The organism is Fodinibius salicampi (assembly GCF_039545095.1).
GTDB lineage: Bacteria > Bacteroidota > Rhodothermia > Balneolales > Balneolaceae > Fodinibius > Fodinibius salicampi.
The window spans coordinates 275,601-292,491 of record NZ_BAABRS010000004.1; the positions used below are offsets into that span (position 1 = coordinate 275,601).

The window sequence follows — 16,891 nt, forward strand, 5'->3', positions numbered from 1 at the left end:
GTCAGACAAAAATGTTTTTTTACTACTCCAGCCCCTGCACTTTTATCAGCAACATATTCAAAGGCCGGAGGAGATAGATTTTTGTTTATTCAAGGCAGGTGTTTGGGAGTTCCTCCTTGGAGAAGGAGGACAGGAGGATTGAAACAAGATGATATGGATGCAAGCTTTACCTTAATGTCTTGTTCCATTTTTGGAACGACGCAAAAACGGAACCCAAAAACGTCGCCGGCTGAGGGTTCTTCGCCTGAGCGCGTCCGCTCGACCCTGTAAAAAAGCAAAACTCGCTCCCGTTGGTCGCTCAGACAAGCTTATTTACGGGCGGTTCTCCCGCCCTTGCTCTGATCGGCTCACAACCCAAGGCCGGAAAGAAAATGACCCCGCCGGCCCCGTGGAATCCGGCAAGACCGGGCCCCAAAGGGGCATTCCACAGGGCCGGTCGTTTTTGTAGCACTTTTGGCGACCAAAAGTGCTATGTAAAATGCAAAAAGGAGGTCCTCCCAAGGAAAAAATAATATGGAGACTGCTTTTATATCCGATCAAATATTTCCTTGACCTTCGGATCGAGCCGCCGGCGGTGCGAGCCCGCCCAGTATACCTGTCCGCAGCCAATGCATTGAGAGAACTCATCAAAGTGGCGTTTGGTTAAGGGCTCCAGCCGATCGATGATTTCTTCTTTGGGAACGTTTTGCAGGGATCCATTGCAGCGGGGACACCGGGAAAAGGGCTCCAACTCGTGAAAGAGATCAAACCGCCGGAGTACCTCCTCTAGTTGTTCGGCGGGATCGGCCGACCGGGGCAGGTAGCCGTGTCGGACGACCTTGTGCATCAGCAGCTTCCGGTCGCGGGTCAGTAGCACGCGATTTTCCTCCTGCATCTGTTCAATGAGGTCGTCATCATCCGCATCGTTCCGGTAGGCAGTATCCAGGCCGGCTAATCGCAGGTACCGGGCCAGTTTACCCAGGTTTACATCTGCCAGGAAGCGGGGATAGTGTGCCGTTGGCTTTTGCAGGCGATCCGCTTCAGGGATATCCAGGCTATTGAAGACAGGATAGATGCTGATGCGATTTCCATCTGCGATCAGATAGGAAAAGTCAACCGCCTTGCTGTCAACGAGGATGACATCAACCTCGGTATGGGGTACACCGCATCCCTCGATCAGGTCCTTGACGGAGGTTGGTCCGGGTAGCTGCCTTTCAAAAGTTGTTTGATTCTGCCCGGTACTGATGGTAAGCAGGTCATTCAGATCTCCATAAAAGCGGAGGCTAACGGTAATCATTGGGATGCAAGATTTACGGGTTTGGTAGCGTGTTATATCATCTTATTTGATCAATACGGTAATGGTAATGATACGGAAAGTCGGGCATTTTTTAAGTGGGGTATCTGTCCTGTTTTTTTTGCAGATAGGGTCGCTTGCCACGTATACTGTCTTTTAAATAACCTAATCTATCCTCTTTTATTTTGATGTCTTGTTCCTTTTTGTGTGGACAAAAACGAACCCAAAAAACCACCGACTGAGAAAAAGAAGCATTCGGCGGTTGCTTAAGCTCCGGGAAAAATATAAACTCAACCGACGGTTGTCGGGTTCAGGCATATTTTTTTCTTATTCCTCCGCTACGCCCCCGCCACCCGGAATACTTCTTTTTCAAGGTCGGATGGATTTGATTTTTGCCCTGTGATATCAATTGAATGCCTGACTTTTCAAGGCCGACGGGAGGGATAAGCTTATTAAGTGGAATTTATTTGTAAGGATCTCCGTAGAATTTGAACTTACTTTAAACTGAAAAGATTAATATGAATCGCTTAGGCATTCAGAATGATTCTAACTAGCGCGGGAATTAATTCCCGCGCTATGTATGGTATATCAGATTTGTTTAACTATTAATAATACCTTTATCGTATGAAAAGCTATTCATCAATTTGGATACATCTAATATGGACAACAAAAAGTCGCATGCCATTGCTGCATAAACATTTTCGAATCAGCTTATTTAAATATATGAAAGAAAATGCCTGTCAAAAGGGCTTGGTTGCAGATATGATTAATGGAATTGAAGATCATGTACACTGCCTTATCAGGTTGTTGCCCGATCAAAAAGTGTCAGATTTTGTGAAACAAATAAAGGGAAACTCATCCAGATGGATTAATAAAAAGCAATATCTAGAGGTTCCTTTTTCTTGGCAGGTTGGATATGGGGCAATTTCTGTAAGTACGAATAATCTGGCTGATATTCGCCAATATATTATAAATCAGGAAAAGCACCAGCAGCATTGGAAACTAGAAGAAGAGCTTGAAAGGTTTGAATTCTATGGAAAAAGAAAATAGATAGAGCATCTAGAATGCAGGATGAAGTGAACAAGTGGGACTTGACAAAAAAGTAACTAGTCATTCAAATGACTAGCGCGGGAATTAATTCCCGCGCTATAGATAGATCGAAAATCAAAATTAAGAAAGGACAATTGAAGGTTAATTACGCCCGCAATAGTCAGAGCTACTGAATACTCACCGGACCCTTTTCTGAGTCGCCGCTTCCTTTTTTGGGGTTTTGATAAAAGCGGATAAGATTTGAAACGGAATACAGCAGCAGGAAGGTGGCAATCAGGTAGGCCACCGAATCGGGATTCATAAGAATAAGTATGGCAATAATGAGCGTGAGTACACCAACAAGCGCAAACTGAAATCCAAATAGCAGGATAAACCCAAACAGCCCCAGAAAGGCGGCAAAGGTTACGGGGATAAGCTCCGGAAAGATGAAAATAAGAACGCCCGCCACAATGGGCAGCGCCGAAAGAGTAGCCGGGATCCTAAAGGCCATGAATAAAAGTCCTAATCCTATCAGATATCCTGCGGCAATGAGGTATAGGAAGTTTGGATAGATCAGGGTTAATATGCCCGTTGCCAATGCCAGGAGCGCATTGAGGATCTGGCGTTGTCGGGTTTTATATTGAAGCTGTATCCGGTATTGGTTAAACATAAGCGCAGGATTTATTTTGATGAAGCATGCATGTATTAAAGTAAATCTAAGGGATGTATGGGGATTATAAAAAGAGATATTAAAGGTTGAGTGGATTGAAAAGGGTGATGAAGTGTTAAGTATTGAGTAGAAAGTTTTAAGTTACAGGATACCGGAGGTTGGTTAGCAGATAGCGGATTTCAGAAATTGGATAGCAGGTATTGGTCGTCCGTGGTCTATTTCGGATGCATTATACTGAAACCAACGCCTGTAATTATCTGCCTCGATTTGACTGGCACAAGTTTTAAACTTGCCAGGGATCCAGCATCCGGTATCTGTCATCCGGAATCGGGCATCCAGCACCCTGCAACTAACTATTTAACCTTCAACCTGCAACTTTAAACCTCAACCTCCCCATCCTTCCATTCGATGGTAGCGGATTTCTCGCTGTCAAAAGCCTCTGCTGATTTGATCCACTCATTATCCTGGCGGATGCGGCTGTAACCCTGTTCCAGGGCGGCATTGGGATTCTGCACTTCCAGCCGGTGATGGAGGTCGCTGAGCTTTTCTTTCTTACGCATAAACAGCATCTCCCGGCGGTGGTGCAGCCGGTCGGTCAATCCGCTGATGCGTTCGTTCAGGCGGCTGACTTTCTGCTGTACAGCCTGCAGGGCATGGGATTGCATCAGCTGTTTTACCCGATCCTTTTGGTTCGCGATACGATCCTCAACAGACTGGTGGAGACGGTTGGAAAGATCATCGGTGTACATGCGCACCTCATTGATATCGGGCGCGGCAATGATGGCTGCCTGGGTAGGGGTCGCGGCGCGGGCATCGGCCACAAAATCGGAGATACTGAAATCCACCTCATGTCCAACCGCACTGATGGTCGGCACCTTACAGTCGAATAGGGCGCGGGCCACCGCTTCTTCATTAAAGGGCCAGAGATCTTCCAGCGAGCCGCCTCCGCGTCCCACAATAAGCAGATCTACCTTCTGTTCCTGAGAAAAATGGTTGATGGCCTTGACCAGCTGGGGTGCCGCATTGACGCCCTGAACGCTGGCGTGATGGAGGTGTACTGTAGCTAGGGGCCAGCGCCGGGCCAGGGTGTCGCGGATATCGTGGAAGGCCGCCCCGGTGGCAGAGGTGATGACACCTATATCAAAGGGAAACTTGGGCAGGGCTTTTTTGTGTGTGTCCTCAAAGAGTCCCTCTTCTTTAAGCTGCTTTTTAAGTTTCTCAAAGGCTTCCTGCAGAGCCCCTTTCCCAGCCTGCTCGAGAGAGCGCACGATCAGCTGGTATTTCCCATGCGGGGGATAGACCTGGATATCGCCACCGACAATGATCTGTTGCCCGTCGGCCAGTTCCACATTCAGCCGCTGGTTAATTCCACTCCATATCACGCAGGAGAGCTGTGCGTCTTCGTCTTTGAGCGTAAAGTAGGTGTGTCCTGCCCGGCTGGTAGAGGCATTGCTGACTTCTCCCTCCACCTTGATATCCAGGAAGTTGCCTTCCAGTACAGCTTTGATATCTTCGGTAAGTTCCGAGACCGAGAGGGCAGAGGTGCTAAAAAGATCCGATTGTGACATTTTCAGTGTTTAGTTGACAGTTAACAGTGATCAGTATTCAGAATTTGGGTGTAAGGCCCGGGTTCTTACCGGTTTATTTGGTCCATTCCAGCCTCTCACCTAAAATAGGAAGGAAACTACTTAAATACAGAATCATACCAAGTGTGTTTTTGGCCTCTTGGATAAGAGTGTTTCTTTTGTTTTGATTAGGGCTTTCCCTTTTAGTAAGGAGGTATTCTTATACTTTCCCCCTTGTTCCATTTTTGGAACGACGCAAAAACGGAACCCAAAACGAGCTGTTAGGAATCATTGCTTTTGACTCGATTTTGGTTTGAAATAAGCAGTGGAGAAGAGGTATAGATAGAGTCCAATATTTATTAAAGTCGTATGTTATGAAAAAATCTGTGTTTATCTGTGGCTTTTGTATATTTACCATCAAAAATAACGGATAGTTTTTATGAGTTACACGCCTAATTTATTACTCAGGAATGTGAAGCCGGTCGGCGCTGATTTCGACGGCACGGAAACGGTGGATATTCGCATTGCGGATGGCCAGATTACCGAAATAGGAACCGGACTGGAAGGTAACGATCAGGAAGATGTCCACGATGCGGATGGCAATTACCTCTCCGGCGGCTGGATGGATATGCATGTGCACCTGCGCGAACCGGGCTTTGAACATAAGGAAACGATTGAAACCGGCTGTGAAGCTGCGGCTTTCGGTGGATTTACCGAGGTAGCCTGCATGCCGAATACCAATCCTGCTATCGATACCCGCGATGTGGTGGAATATATTAAGAAGAAGTCGGCCGAGCTGCCGGTGGAAGTGCACCCGATCGGATGCGTATCCAAGGAGCGAAAGGGAGAGTCTATTGCCGAAATGGGCGATATGAAAGAGGGCGGTGCCGTGGCTTTTAGTGACGATGGTGATCCGGTCTATAATTCCCAGCTGATGCGGGTGGCCCTGGAGTATTCTTCCATGCTGGAGATGCCCGTTATTAATCATGAAGAAGATCTGAAGCTTTCGCGTCCGGGACATATGCACGAGGGAAGAGTGTCGGCACGACTGGGCATTGACGGTACGCCGGGCATCGCGGAGGAGACGATGATCGCCCGCGATATTTTGCTGGCGGAGTTTACCGGCGGACATATTCACGTGGCACACATCAGTACGGCCAAGGCCGTGGACCTGGTTCGCCGCGCCAAAGCCGAGGGCATTAACGTCACAACAGAGGTGTGTCCCCACCACTTTGACCTGACTGATGAGGAGATTGAACGCCGCGATTTTGATACCAATGTGAAGATGCACCCGCCACTGCGCACACAGGAAGATGTGGATGCCATGATCGAGGGACTGGCCGACGGCACCATTGATGCGATCTGTACCGATCACGCACCGCATGCTATTCAAGAGAAGGAAGTGGAGTTTATCTATGCACCAAATGGCATCATCGGCCTGGAAACGGCCTGGAGTGTAAGTGTGCGGCAGTTGTTGAATTCCGGCGTGCTGGAATTGAAAGAGCTGTTGGATAAGTTTGTTAAGAATCCCCGTGAAATTTTAAACCTGACAGTACCTGAGATTAAGGAGGGAGCCACAGCAAATCTGACGCTTTTCAATATCGATGAGCAGTGGACCTTTGACGAGCAACAGGTGCGGTCAAAATCGGCGAACTCTCCTTATCTGGACCAGCAGATGAACGGCCGGGCAGAGGCGATCTACAATAAGGGACAGTTTGTGGTTAATGAGATTTGATATAAGGATGCTTTGCAAAACCTTCTATTATGTTATTCTGAACTAACTTCAGGATGACACCTTGAGCTTCACAAGCCTTCTAAAACTGTTACATGGTCCGAAATAAAAAACAAAACAGCTTATATATTAATTTTTGTTATGACGGCTAAAACCCTGTTTAGAATCCTGCTTGTACTCGCTTTTTTAGTCCCGTCAATGGGATGGGCCCAAACCCAGGATGGGGAACTTGATCCGGAGCGCTTCCGCCAGGAGATTGAGGCCTTTGAAAACTGGGATGCTAAAAACAGTTTCCCGGATGAGGCTATTCTGTTTGTGGGAAGCTCCAGCATCCGGTTCTGGGAAACACATAAGGCGTTCCCGGATTATCCGGTGATCAACCGTGGCTTTGGCGGCTCTATGATTTCGGATGTGCAATATTTCTATAAAGAAGTCATTGGGAAATATGCCCCCGCCCTGGTCGTTTTTTATGCCGGGGATAATGATATTGCAAACGAGAAGTCAGTAGCGGAAGTTGTAAGTGATTACAAAGCACTGACGTACCGGTTTCATAAGGATTTCCCGGATGCAAAGTTTGTATATGTGCCTATCAAGCCAAGCAGCAGCCGGTGGGACTATTGGCCTGCAATGAAAGAGGTGAACCAGCAGGTGAAGGCTTATAACGAGAAGCGGGAGTACCTGTACTATGTGGACCTGGCAACGCCGCTGCTGGGCGAAGACGGCACGCCCGATGACTCTCTTTTTGTGGAGGATCAATTGCATCTGAATGAGGAGGGATATGCAGTTTGGAACCAAGTCATGGCGCCCGAACTTGAGGCACTTTTTACTCGGTAGAATGATAGATATATAGAAATCCTGTAACTCTTGAATATTTTTAACAGAATGAATCCCCGGGTCGAGCGTTATTTAGTTTGAAATTATAATTCATGCCTGATTTCTTGTTTCGACTTTTTGCTCTTATTTGTCTTGTCCCTGTCTTAAGCTTGGGAAACGTACAGGCGCAACCCTACCAGGATGCGGAGTTTGGCGTTATTCCCGATTCGCTTTTTGCGCTGTCAAATCCAGATGATTATCCCTATACCGTAACCAATAAAGAGATGGATATATCCTTCTGGGAATCAGATGGAGGTATTACAGCTATTATTGCACAACATGTACGCCTGAAGGTCTTTGATGGGGATCATCCGGAAGCCTCGGTGGTGGCTGTGCCTTACTACTTTGACAATGATATGGAACAGCTGGTGGAAATAAGCGGTACGACCTACCTGCCTTCTGGTGAACAGGTGCCCCTCCGTGAAGAAGATATACGCACCATTAATATCAACAGCCGGTATAATATCAAGGAGTTTCAGATGCCGGCGGTAGAGGATGGGGCCGTGCTGGAGTATCGCTATGTGATCCACCGCCGCTATATTGAAGAGCTCCCGGATTTTCATTTCTCGCACCGGGTGCCAACCCTGAATGCCAAGGCCACTATTACCTATCCGCGTTATCTTCGCTATGAGAGCGTCGTGGAAAACTACGACGGAGAAGTAGACCATAGCTTTTCCTATACTGATACGAGTTCGGTGCCTAAGATTTTTACGATTCCGCAGCCCGATCCGGTTGTAACGGAGCGCTGGATAGCTACGGATATTCCTGCGGTAGAGGAGGAAGCATTCACCACTTCACTGGATAACTATAGGGGCAAGATAAAGTTTCTGCTTAATGCTTTTGGTCTTCCGAGGCAGCCGCTGGATACCGGCTGGGAAGTGGTTGTGGCCCAGCTGCGCCGCAATATTAACCCGTGGTCGCAGATTGAACAGTATGATTTAGCTCGGGAAAAAGGAGATTCTATCGCGCAGTCGATTTCTGCGAATGGTCCCGGTGTGGTGCAGGACAGTATTTATCACTATCTGAATGAACGGGTTAATTTTTCAGGAAACTATGTCCCTCACAGTACCACTCCTGATTCGGCGGTACTTGCAGGAGAGGCGGCTGATCAGGCAGCTATTAATCAGACGCTGCTGGCCATGCTGCGGGGAGCAGGCATTGAAGCTTACCCACTGTTGACATCTACACGCTCTTCTGGAGAAATAAACCGGGAGTTTCCCTCTTTTTATCAGTTTAATGCGCTGGCTGTTTACAGTAATATCAATGGCGAGGAATATATTATGGATGCCGGATTTCCTTACAGTCATCCCAATCTCATCCCTACGGAAATTAATAACGGGGAGGGACTATTGTTGCGTAAAAAATCCTTTGAGTGGGTGTCCATGCAGACGGATGAGAGCTTATTTGATATTGAGATTGAAATAAATGCGCAGCTGGCAGCCAATGGAACGCTCAGTGGAGAGGTGGTAAGCGGGCAGCAGGGGTATCCCGCCCGCCTGATTCGCCAGCAGAAGGCCAATGGAAACTCGGAAGCGGATATTCTGAGGCAGGTTTTATTCGATGGGTATTCCCAATTGCAGGTAACCGATGCAGCGCTTAACAATAGTGAAGTTCCTGGTGCACCTGTTGAACTGAGGGCCCGTTTTGAAATTCCCAACTATGCAACCAGCTTTAGCAACGGACTTGAATTTCCTCCCATGGTGGTGGGCTATCGCAGGGAGAACCCTTTCGGGGATACCAACCGTACGCTTCCTGTTACGCTTGATGCCCCGGAACGCCTGAAAGTATCCTATTCTATTGCACTGCCGCAAGGAGCAAGCATGGGGGAAGGCGTACAAAGCCGTACGCTGGAGTTCCCGGGGGCTTCTTTTGAGGAATCCTATGATATGGAAAATAATCTGCTTAATTATGATTATGCTATTAACATTAGCCGGCAGAATTTTACTGTAGACCAGTTTGACCCACTCTACCAGCTGTATAATCGCTGGGTAGAACTCAGCAACAGTCACTGGCTGATCGAACAATAAAACATACAACCTCTATACTTTTAACCTTCAACCAAATCATGCTCTTGTCCATTGAAACAGCAACAAATGTATGCTCTGTTGCTTTCCGCGACCGGGAAGGAAAGCAGATTGAAAAAAGAACGAATAAGCGGGGCTCCCATTCAGAGCTGCTGTTTCTTTTTATTGAAGAGTTGATGGAGGAGCACGGTTTGAAAATACCGGAGCTGGAGGGGGTGCTGGTCAGTAAAGGACCGGGATCTTATACCGGCTTGCGAATTAGCGCCAGCGCGGTAAAAGGGCTGCTCTTCCAGACACAAGTGCCGCTCTATGCGGTGGATACTCTGGCTTCTTATGCCATGCAGGCCGCAACTGAAAGGGAAGTCGTTGGGACCATCCACAGCGTGATAGATGCGCGTCGGCAGCATCTGTATCATCAGAAATTTCAGTGGGAACAGGGAGCGCTTCGCACGTACGACCAAACCGAAGTGAGACCTATAGATAATGTTGAAAAAATGATAGAAGCCGGGGATATCGTGGTGGGTACCGGCTTAAAACGGCTGGATGCTGAGGTCCGGGACAAGGCAACGCTCTTGGATAGTCACGCTATTACCGCCCGATCTCTTATAGATCTGTATGAAGCAGAGGCCGAAAACTTTTTTAAGCAGGTCGATCCGGAATCTTTTGACCCGTCTTATTACACTTCGAGTCAGGTTCAGTAATTAGCAGTATGAAATATAGTTCTTCTTCCGTATGGGAGGAGATAGACCGTAGATTCTAAACATCAAATTGATATTTGATAAGCTATACAGCTTATACTTTATTGTAATAAGTTATTTGGCTTATAATAAGAGCTTGTTAAAAATGCCTGCAATAGCTGTATTGACAACGGATGTGGTAGATTCTACCAAATTATCGTCGGGTGATTTTGATCAGCTGATGGAGGTATTGCAGGCAGAACTGTCGGATTTGCAGGAAGAGGAGCTTGTGCGCCATTACGAACTGTATCGGGGCGACAGCGCACAGCTGGTGACCGATTATCCTGCACGTGCTCTTGAGATTGCTTTTAGACTGAAAACAGCAGTACGTCAGATTATGCCTCAAGATATGGTCTCCAGACGTGGAAAATCTACCGTTTTTGATATCAGAACGGCCATTGGTTTAGGTAAGGTGGAATCTGTTGAGTTGAATGATATTACGAATACTCCCCCTTTTGTACGCTCGGGCAGATGCCTGGATACGATTACCGAAAAAGGACTGGGCACGGGGATATTTTCTGATCAGGAGCAGCTGAATGCAGAACTTTCTACTGAACTGTATCTGTATGAATGGATCATAGAGCAGTGGTCGCTGTCGGCGGCAAGAATTGTTTATAAGAAACTAAAGGGACTGAAAGAACGAGAGATAGCTGAGGAATTTGGCATTTCCCAATCAGCCGTCAATCAACACAGTCAGGCTACTCATTGGAAGGGTTTACGCCAAATGCTTGAACGCTATGAGAATCTAATCAAATGGTATTATGAGTAATTTTTTGCAACTATTTTTTCAATTATTAATGGCGCATCTACTGGCCGATTTTTTTCTTCAGAGCAAATATATGTTGCGGCAAAAGCGTCGAAAAAGGTGGAAATCTCCACAGCTTGCGCTGCACGCACTGATTGCGGGCTTTCTGGCCTATCTATTTGCAGCACAATGGCAAAGCTGGTTGTTGGTGGGCATAGGAACGGCGTTCACTCACTGGCTGGTAGATGCCATCAAAGTTCAGGTAGATAAACAGAAAACAACTACGGCTTTTATTGTAGATCAGCTTGCCCATATAGCGGTAATTGTTACTATTGCTATATTACTAACGGAGGTGCCCGGAGGATTAGATGAGGTGATTGACCCTGAACAATGGGGCATATGGGCGGTGTATGGAGCAGGCTTGTTACTGCTGTTTCGGCCAAGTAGTATCTTTATACAGTTTGTAAGCGGCAGGTGGGCAGAAGTTGTGGGAGACCGGGCAGATGAATTGCCCAATGCCGGGGCCTGGATTGGATATTTGGAGCGCTTGCTTATTTTTCTGTTTATACTCGTTGGAGAGTATGCCGCTATTGGTCTTCTAATTGCAGCGAAGTCTATTCTGCGATTCCGGGACGATGAGAAGCAGCGCCTGACAACGGAATACATCCTTCTTGGAACACTTTTAAGCTTTACCATCGCTATTTTAATTGGAATGGGAGTACGCTTTTTTGCGGCTTCTGTCTAAAAAACTATCAGATCCTTTGAATTAGTCCCTGTCTGTAATTCATAAATCGAATTCTGAAGTAAAATAAGTTCAGCACGACATATTATAGAAGAAAAAAATCCGTTATAACATCTACCAAAGAGTTTTTTATAGATGATAATGCCCTTGAATCATTCATGGGGGCATTTATATCGAGAAATGTAGCAGACCAATAAAAAGATTTTAGCTTCGGCAGAGAATCATTATTTTTGGGTTCCATTTAAACTAAAAAAGTGATCATGGCCTGGTTTAAAAGAAAAGATAAAAATATCCAAACGGATGAACGTAAAGAAATGCCGGAAGGGGTCTGGATTAAAGTCCCCAAGACCGGTGAAACGGTTCACCGCCGCGAGCTGGAGGATAATCTCTGGGTAGATCCCCTTAGCGGTTATCACTTTCGTATCGGCAGTGAAGAATATTTCTCCTTTCTTTTTGATGACGGTGAGTTTGAAGAAATCGGCCAGGATATTGTACCAACTGATCCACTGGAGTTTGAAGACCGTAAGAAATACAGCGATCGATTGGAAGAGTACCAGGAAAAGACCGGACTTACTGATGCCGTACGTGTTGGCGTGGGTAAGATGAATGACTTGGATGTTGTAATTACCTGCATGGATTTTAGTTTCATCGGTGGCAGTATGGGATCGGTTGTCGGTGAACGTATAGGCATGGCCATCGATCACGCCCGCGAACACGAAAAACCGTTGATCATCATATCACAATCTGGTGGTGCCCGAATGATGGAAAGTGTGCTGAGCCTGATGCAAATGGCCAAAACTTCGGCCAAACTGGCACAACTCGAGGAGTCGGGCGTTCCCTATATTTCCGTAATGACGAATCCCACTACCGGTGGAGTGACTGCCAGTTTTGCGATGCTGGGCGATTTTAATATTGCCGAACCGGAAGCTCTGATCGGTTTTGCAGGCCCCCGTGTGATACGACAGACTATCGGTCGCGATCTGCCGGAAGGATTTCAGCGATCCGAGTATCTGTTGGAACATGGGTTTCTTGATTTTATTACCCCCCGTAATCAAATGAAGGACGAAATGACCAAGCTATTGAATATTTTACTCCACAAATTTGAAGAGTAGCTGAGGAGAGCTCTTTAGATTTGTTACTTGGCTTTGGGAAACTTGAATGCTAACATGCGCGATCTATGAAGAAACTACTTTTATTAGCCATAATTTTTGGTTGGATTCTGCAGCCTCTCTCAGCCCAGACCCAGGAAGTCCAATTCAACCATATATTCGATAACACCTTTAGAGCGGAAAGTATCCAAAATGTAAACTGGATGCAGGATGGCCGGTATTACAGTACTTTGAAGCGTGTCAACGGTGATATTGAGATTCGAAAATATGATATTACCACTGGGGATTATGAAGTGTTGATGTCTACTTCGGACTTAAAAGTACCGGGACGTGATAAGCCGATCATTATACAGGATTACCAGTTTTCTGCGGATGAAAGCAAGGTACTTATCAAAACCGATGTCGAATCGATCTGGCGGCGCAGTACCCGTGAAAATTATTTCATTTATGATTTTGAAACCGGTCGAACACAAAAGCTGACCCAATCGGACCAAAAACAGCAGTATGCCCAGCTTTCTCCGTCAGGGGAAAAGGCTGCTTTTGTACAGGAAAATAATCTCTATTGGGTAAACCTGTCTACCGGTGAGGAAACAGCTATCACAACCGACGGTGAATTTAATAAGATTATTAATGGCGCGGCCGACTGGGTATACGAAGAAGAATTTGGTTTTGCAAAAGCCTGGAGCTGGTCTCCGGATGGGGAAAAGATTGCCTTTTATCGTTTTGATGAGTCTGATGTGAAAGAATTTTTTATGACCGAATGGGGAGAATTGTACCCTGGACTCACACGCTTTAAGTATCCGAAAGCCGGTGAGGAAAATTCGGTGGTCAAAATTGGAGTTTATGATTTGGATGAGGATAATACCGTATGGATGGATATAGGTTCAGAAAATGATCAGTATATCCCCCGCATCAATTGGACGAAAGATCCCGAGACACTGGCCATTCGTCGCATGAACAGACTGCAAAATAAGCAGGACTTGATGCTTGCTAATGCAAATACCGGCGATACCGAGATTATAAAAACAGAAGAAAGTGATGCCTGGATTGATGTGCATGACGATCTGATTTTTTTAAAAAATGGCGAAGAGTTTGTCTATACCAGTGAAGAATCCGGCTATAATCATATTTACCTGTACAACCTTGATGGAGAATTGATTCGTCAGGTTACTCAAGGGGACTGGGAGGTAACGAATTATCTTGGTTATAATGAGCAAACCGATCGATTTTATTTTGTGAGCACTGAGGAATCGCCACTTGAACGCCATCTCTACAGTATAAAGCGCGATGGAAGCGATAAGCGAAAAATGACGGATAGCGAGGGATGGCATAGTATCAACATGAGCCGTGACTTTAAATACTATATCAATACCTCATCCTCCTCGGGTACTCCGCCGCAATACACTCTGCACAAGATTAATGGAGCTCAGGTGCGCGTGTTGGAGGATAATGATGAACTGAGTGATACCCTTGCCGAATATGATTTTCCGGGAAAAGAATTTATCAAAATCCCTCTGCCACAGGCGACACTCAATGGCTATATGATAAAGCCCCATAATTTTGATGCTTCCAAAGAATACCCGGTTCTTTTTTATGTGTATGGAGGTCCTGGAAGCCAGACGGTACAGAAGAACTTTTCTACCTCTCAGCGACCGTTGTGGCATCGTTACCTGGCTTCGCAGGGCTATATTATTGTGAGTGTGGATAATCGCGGAACCGGTGCCCGGGGACGTGATTTTGAAAAGCAGATTTACAAGAAGCTGGGGCAGTATGAGGTGGAAGACCAGATTGATGCTGCTAAATACCTGACAGAAGAGTATGATTTTATTGATGAGAATAGAGTTGGAATCTGGGGCTGGAGCTATGGTGGATATATGTCTACATTGGCCCTGGCACAGGGAAATGATATTTTTAGTACGGCCATTGCGGTTGCGCCGGTAACGAGCTGGAAGTATTACGATACGATTTATACCGAGCGCTTTATGCAGACTCCTGAGCAAAATCCTGAAGGGTACAGCAAGGGTTCACCGCTAACCTACGCAAATCAGATTACCGGTAATTATTTGCTGGTGCATGGCACAGGTGATGATAATGTGCATTTTCAAAATACCGTTGAAATGATTGATCGCCTTGTGTCAGCTAATGTACAGTTCGAAACCATGTTTTATCCGAACCGCAATCATGGTATTTATGGCGGAAATACTCGTGAACATCTTTATAGAATGCTGACTGATTATATTTTAGAAAACTTATAGTATGGGCCGAGTTCAATTTGCCGATTATGCAAAAGTTTATGTTAAGGGAGGTCATGGAGGAGCCGGTGCGGTTCATTTCCGCCGGGAGAAGTATGTACCCCATGGGGGGCCAGATGGAGGCGACGGTGGCGCCGGGGGCGATGTTATTCTCCGGGGCAATGAGCAGTTGAATACGCTTCTGGATCTTCGTTATCGGAAATATGTGAATGCCAAGGACGGCAATCGCGGCGAATCCAGTAAACGCAAGGGTAAGGATGGTGAAGATGAAATCCTGGAAGCTCCACTGGGCTGCGTGGTATATGATGCGGATACCAAAGAACGTCTGGGGGAAATCACCGACCACGAGCAGGAAATTGTAGTAGCGGAAGGCGGTAAAGGTGGACTCGGAAACTGGCATTTTCGCAGTTCAACCAATCAGACCCCGCGTCATGCCCAGGATGGAGAAGAGGGAGAGCAGCGAGCTATAGAGATCGAGCTGAAACTCATCGCTGATGTTGGACTCGTTGGTTTCCCAAACGCAGGTAAAAGTACGTTGCTGTCGGCTATTTCAGGAGCCAAACCCAAAATCGATTCCTATCCTTTTACCACGCTACAGCCTAATTTGGGTGTTGTTACGATGCCCGATTATCGAACGTTTGTAATGGCCGATATTCCCGGAATTATTGAAGAGGCCCACGAAGGGCGGGGCTTGGGCATTCAGTTCCTGAGGCATATTGAGCGTAATAATGTTCTTCTTTTTATGGTAAGCTCTCAGCAGGATATCGAATATGAGTACGAGGCATTGCTGGACGAGCTTCGGGCCTATCGCTCCGACCTGCTGGATAAACCGCGTATACTGGCTATTACCAAGATGGATCTGCAGGAAAACTTTGAGCTGGATAAAGAAAAAAAATTAGATCTGGACATCCCGGTAGTTGAAATTTCCTCCGCAACTAACTACCATATAGATGAACTGAAAGAAATCATCTGGGAGCAGATACAAGCCGTTGAAAAGTCTAAAGAAGATACAGAAAGCTCCGGTTAGAGAGCTTATAGCCCTTCATTTAATTTCCAACTTGGGTGCGCAGCGTATTCGAAGCCTGTTGCAATTTGTGGATCATCCGCGCGAAATTTTTCAACTGGATCGGCAGAATATTGAATCCGTTTATGGAATAGGTCCCAAGACCGCTGAGGAGATTATTACCTTTGACAGCTGGGGTAAAGTCGACCGGATCATGGATAAGACGCAGCGCCTTGGATCAGAGATCATGACTTTATGGGATGAGGACTATCCTACACTGCTGCGCGAAATATTCGATCCGCCGCTGATGCTATGGATTAAAGGGAGCAGGAAGGCCCTGCAAAATGAGAGTGTGGCCGTTGTAGGTACGCGCAAGGCCGGAAAGTATGGATTGGAAACTGCAAAGTATTTTAGCCGGGAATTGGTTCATAATGGCCTAACTGTAATTAGTGGATTGGCATTGGGTGTAGACGGGGCGGCTCATCGGGCAGCTGTATCGGAAAATGGATGTACAGTAGCAGTGTTGGGATCGGGCCTGGATATCATATATCCGCAGCAACACAGGAAACTGGTAGCCGATATTGTTGATACGGGTGGTGCTGTTATCACGGAATTTCCCCTTGGGGCACCTCCGGATGCCGGTAATTTCCCGGTGCGTAATCGCATTGTCAGCGGATTGAGTTTGGGTACACTGGTGGTAGCTTCGGGCATTGATGGAGGCAGCATGATTACTGCTAAATTGGCACTGGATCAGAACCGGGAAGTTTTTGTCGTACCTCACGCCATTGGATCTCCCAATTCTATCGGTTGCCACAGCCTGATACAGCGCGGGATGGGCAAGCTGGTTCAAAATATAGAAGATGTTTTAGAAGAGATTGAGGTTCATATAACGCAATCTGAAAAAAAAGATCGCTCTGCCGGGTCGGCCTCCCGTAAGTGGGCTTCCCTTGATCTGGATGAATTGTCTACAAATATTTGTGAGGCACTGGAAGAAGAACCGATGCATATAGATTATTTAGCTGAACAGCTGGATACTACAGCACATAAATTGTTACCTAAACTACTTGAATTGGAGATGCAGCACTGTGTACGTCAGTCTGCGGGTAAAAATTTTGAGCTTTTATAATTTCTATATTT

The 16,891-nt window shown here is 46.4% G+C and carries 15 protein-coding genes; 11 read left to right on the forward strand and 4 right to left on the reverse strand.

The annotated features are described in order from the left end of the window. Positions 1–298: 298 nt before the first annotated feature. Both ABEB05_RS14760 and ABEB05_RS14765 read right to left on the reverse strand, forming a co-directional pair. Positions 299–451, reverse strand: coding sequence for a hypothetical protein (locus ABEB05_RS14760; protein WP_265791090.1), 153 nt, complete (start codon positions 449–451; stop codon positions 299–301). A 75-nt stretch (positions 452–526) separates the two neighbouring features. After that, positions 527–1,276 carry a Mut7-C RNAse domain-containing protein gene (locus tag ABEB05_RS14765; RefSeq protein WP_265791089.1) on the reverse strand — a complete coding sequence of 250 codons (750 nt, stop codon included), beginning with the start codon at positions 1,274–1,276 and terminating at the stop codon, positions 527–529. 621 nt (positions 1,277–1,897) lie between these two features. Between ABEB05_RS14765 and tnpA the strand changes: the two genes are divergently transcribed. Then, positions 1,898–2,323: an IS200/IS605 family transposase gene (tnpA, locus tag ABEB05_RS14770; RefSeq protein WP_265791088.1), complete on the forward strand. Its 426-nt coding sequence runs from the start codon at positions 1,898–1,900 to the stop codon at positions 2,321–2,323. 166 nt (positions 2,324–2,489) lie between these two features. Here the strand turns inward: tnpA and ABEB05_RS14775 are convergent, their stop codons facing one another. Next, positions 2,490–2,972 carry a DUF308 domain-containing protein gene (locus tag ABEB05_RS14775; protein WP_265791087.1) on the reverse strand — a complete coding sequence of 161 codons (483 nt, stop codon included), beginning with the start codon at positions 2,970–2,972 and terminating at the stop codon, positions 2,490–2,492. A gap of 377 nt (positions 2,973–3,349) precedes the next feature. Continuing rightward, entirely contained in the window at positions 3,350–4,540 is a 1,191-nt protein-coding gene (xseA, locus tag ABEB05_RS14780; RefSeq protein WP_265791086.1) for an exodeoxyribonuclease VII large subunit, read from the reverse strand. 436 nt (positions 4,541–4,976) lie between these two features. On the opposite strand from xseA, the gene ABEB05_RS14785 reads away from it, so the two are divergent. The 10 genes from ABEB05_RS14785 (at position 4,977) to dprA (ending at position 16,880) form a co-directional block, all read left to right on the forward strand. Next, positions 4,977–6,272 carry a dihydroorotase gene (locus ABEB05_RS14785; protein WP_265791085.1) on the forward strand — a complete coding sequence of 432 codons (1,296 nt, stop codon included), beginning with the start codon at positions 4,977–4,979 and terminating at the stop codon, positions 6,270–6,272. Between the two features lie 138 nt (positions 6,273–6,410). Next, positions 6,411–7,103: a GDSL-type esterase/lipase family protein gene (locus ABEB05_RS14790; RefSeq protein ID WP_265791084.1), complete on the forward strand. Its 693-nt coding sequence runs from the start codon at positions 6,411–6,413 to the stop codon at positions 7,101–7,103. A gap of 92 nt (positions 7,104–7,195) precedes the next feature. Beyond that, complete coding sequence (locus tag ABEB05_RS14795) at positions 7,196–9,169, forward strand: DUF3857 domain-containing protein (RefSeq protein ID WP_265791083.1); 1,974 nt, start codon at positions 7,196–7,198, stop codon at positions 9,167–9,169. A gap of 44 nt (positions 9,170–9,213) precedes the next feature. After that, the gene (tsaB, locus tag ABEB05_RS14800; RefSeq protein ID WP_265791082.1) at positions 9,214–9,867 is read left to right on the forward strand and encodes a tRNA (adenosine(37)-N6)-threonylcarbamoyltransferase complex dimerization subunit type 1 TsaB; all 654 of its coding nucleotides are present in this window, start codon (positions 9,214–9,216) and stop codon (positions 9,865–9,867) included. A gap of 142 nt (positions 9,868–10,009) precedes the next feature. After that, complete coding sequence (locus ABEB05_RS14805; protein WP_265791081.1) at positions 10,010–10,672, forward strand: hypothetical protein; 663 nt, start codon at positions 10,010–10,012, stop codon at positions 10,670–10,672. Beyond that, complete coding sequence (locus tag ABEB05_RS14810; protein WP_265791080.1) at positions 10,665–11,393, forward strand: DUF3307 domain-containing protein; 729 nt, start codon at positions 10,665–10,667, stop codon at positions 11,391–11,393. The genes ABEB05_RS14805 and ABEB05_RS14810 overlap by 8 nt, the downstream gene beginning before the upstream one ends. Positions 11,394–11,650: 257 nt before the next feature. After that, positions 11,651–12,502: an acetyl-CoA carboxylase, carboxyltransferase subunit beta gene (gene accD / locus ABEB05_RS14815; RefSeq protein WP_265791079.1), complete on the forward strand. Its 852-nt coding sequence runs from the start codon at positions 11,651–11,653 to the stop codon at positions 12,500–12,502. Between the two features lie 65 nt (positions 12,503–12,567). Further along, positions 12,568–14,754 (forward strand): S9 family peptidase, encoded by a 2,187-nt coding sequence (locus tag ABEB05_RS14820; RefSeq protein WP_265791078.1) that lies wholly within the window; start codon positions 12,568–12,570, stop codon positions 14,752–14,754. Position 14,755: 1 nt separating this feature from the next. Continuing rightward, positions 14,756–15,778 carry a GTPase ObgE gene (obgE, locus tag ABEB05_RS14825; protein ID WP_265791077.1) on the forward strand — a complete coding sequence of 341 codons (1,023 nt, stop codon included), beginning with the start codon at positions 14,756–14,758 and terminating at the stop codon, positions 15,776–15,778. Continuing rightward, positions 15,741–16,880, forward strand: a complete 1,140-nt coding sequence (gene dprA / locus ABEB05_RS14830; protein WP_265791076.1) for a DNA-processing protein DprA — start codon at positions 15,741–15,743, stop codon at positions 16,878–16,880. The genes obgE and dprA overlap by 38 nt, the downstream gene beginning before the upstream one ends. Positions 16,881–16,891 lie beyond the last annotated feature (11 nt).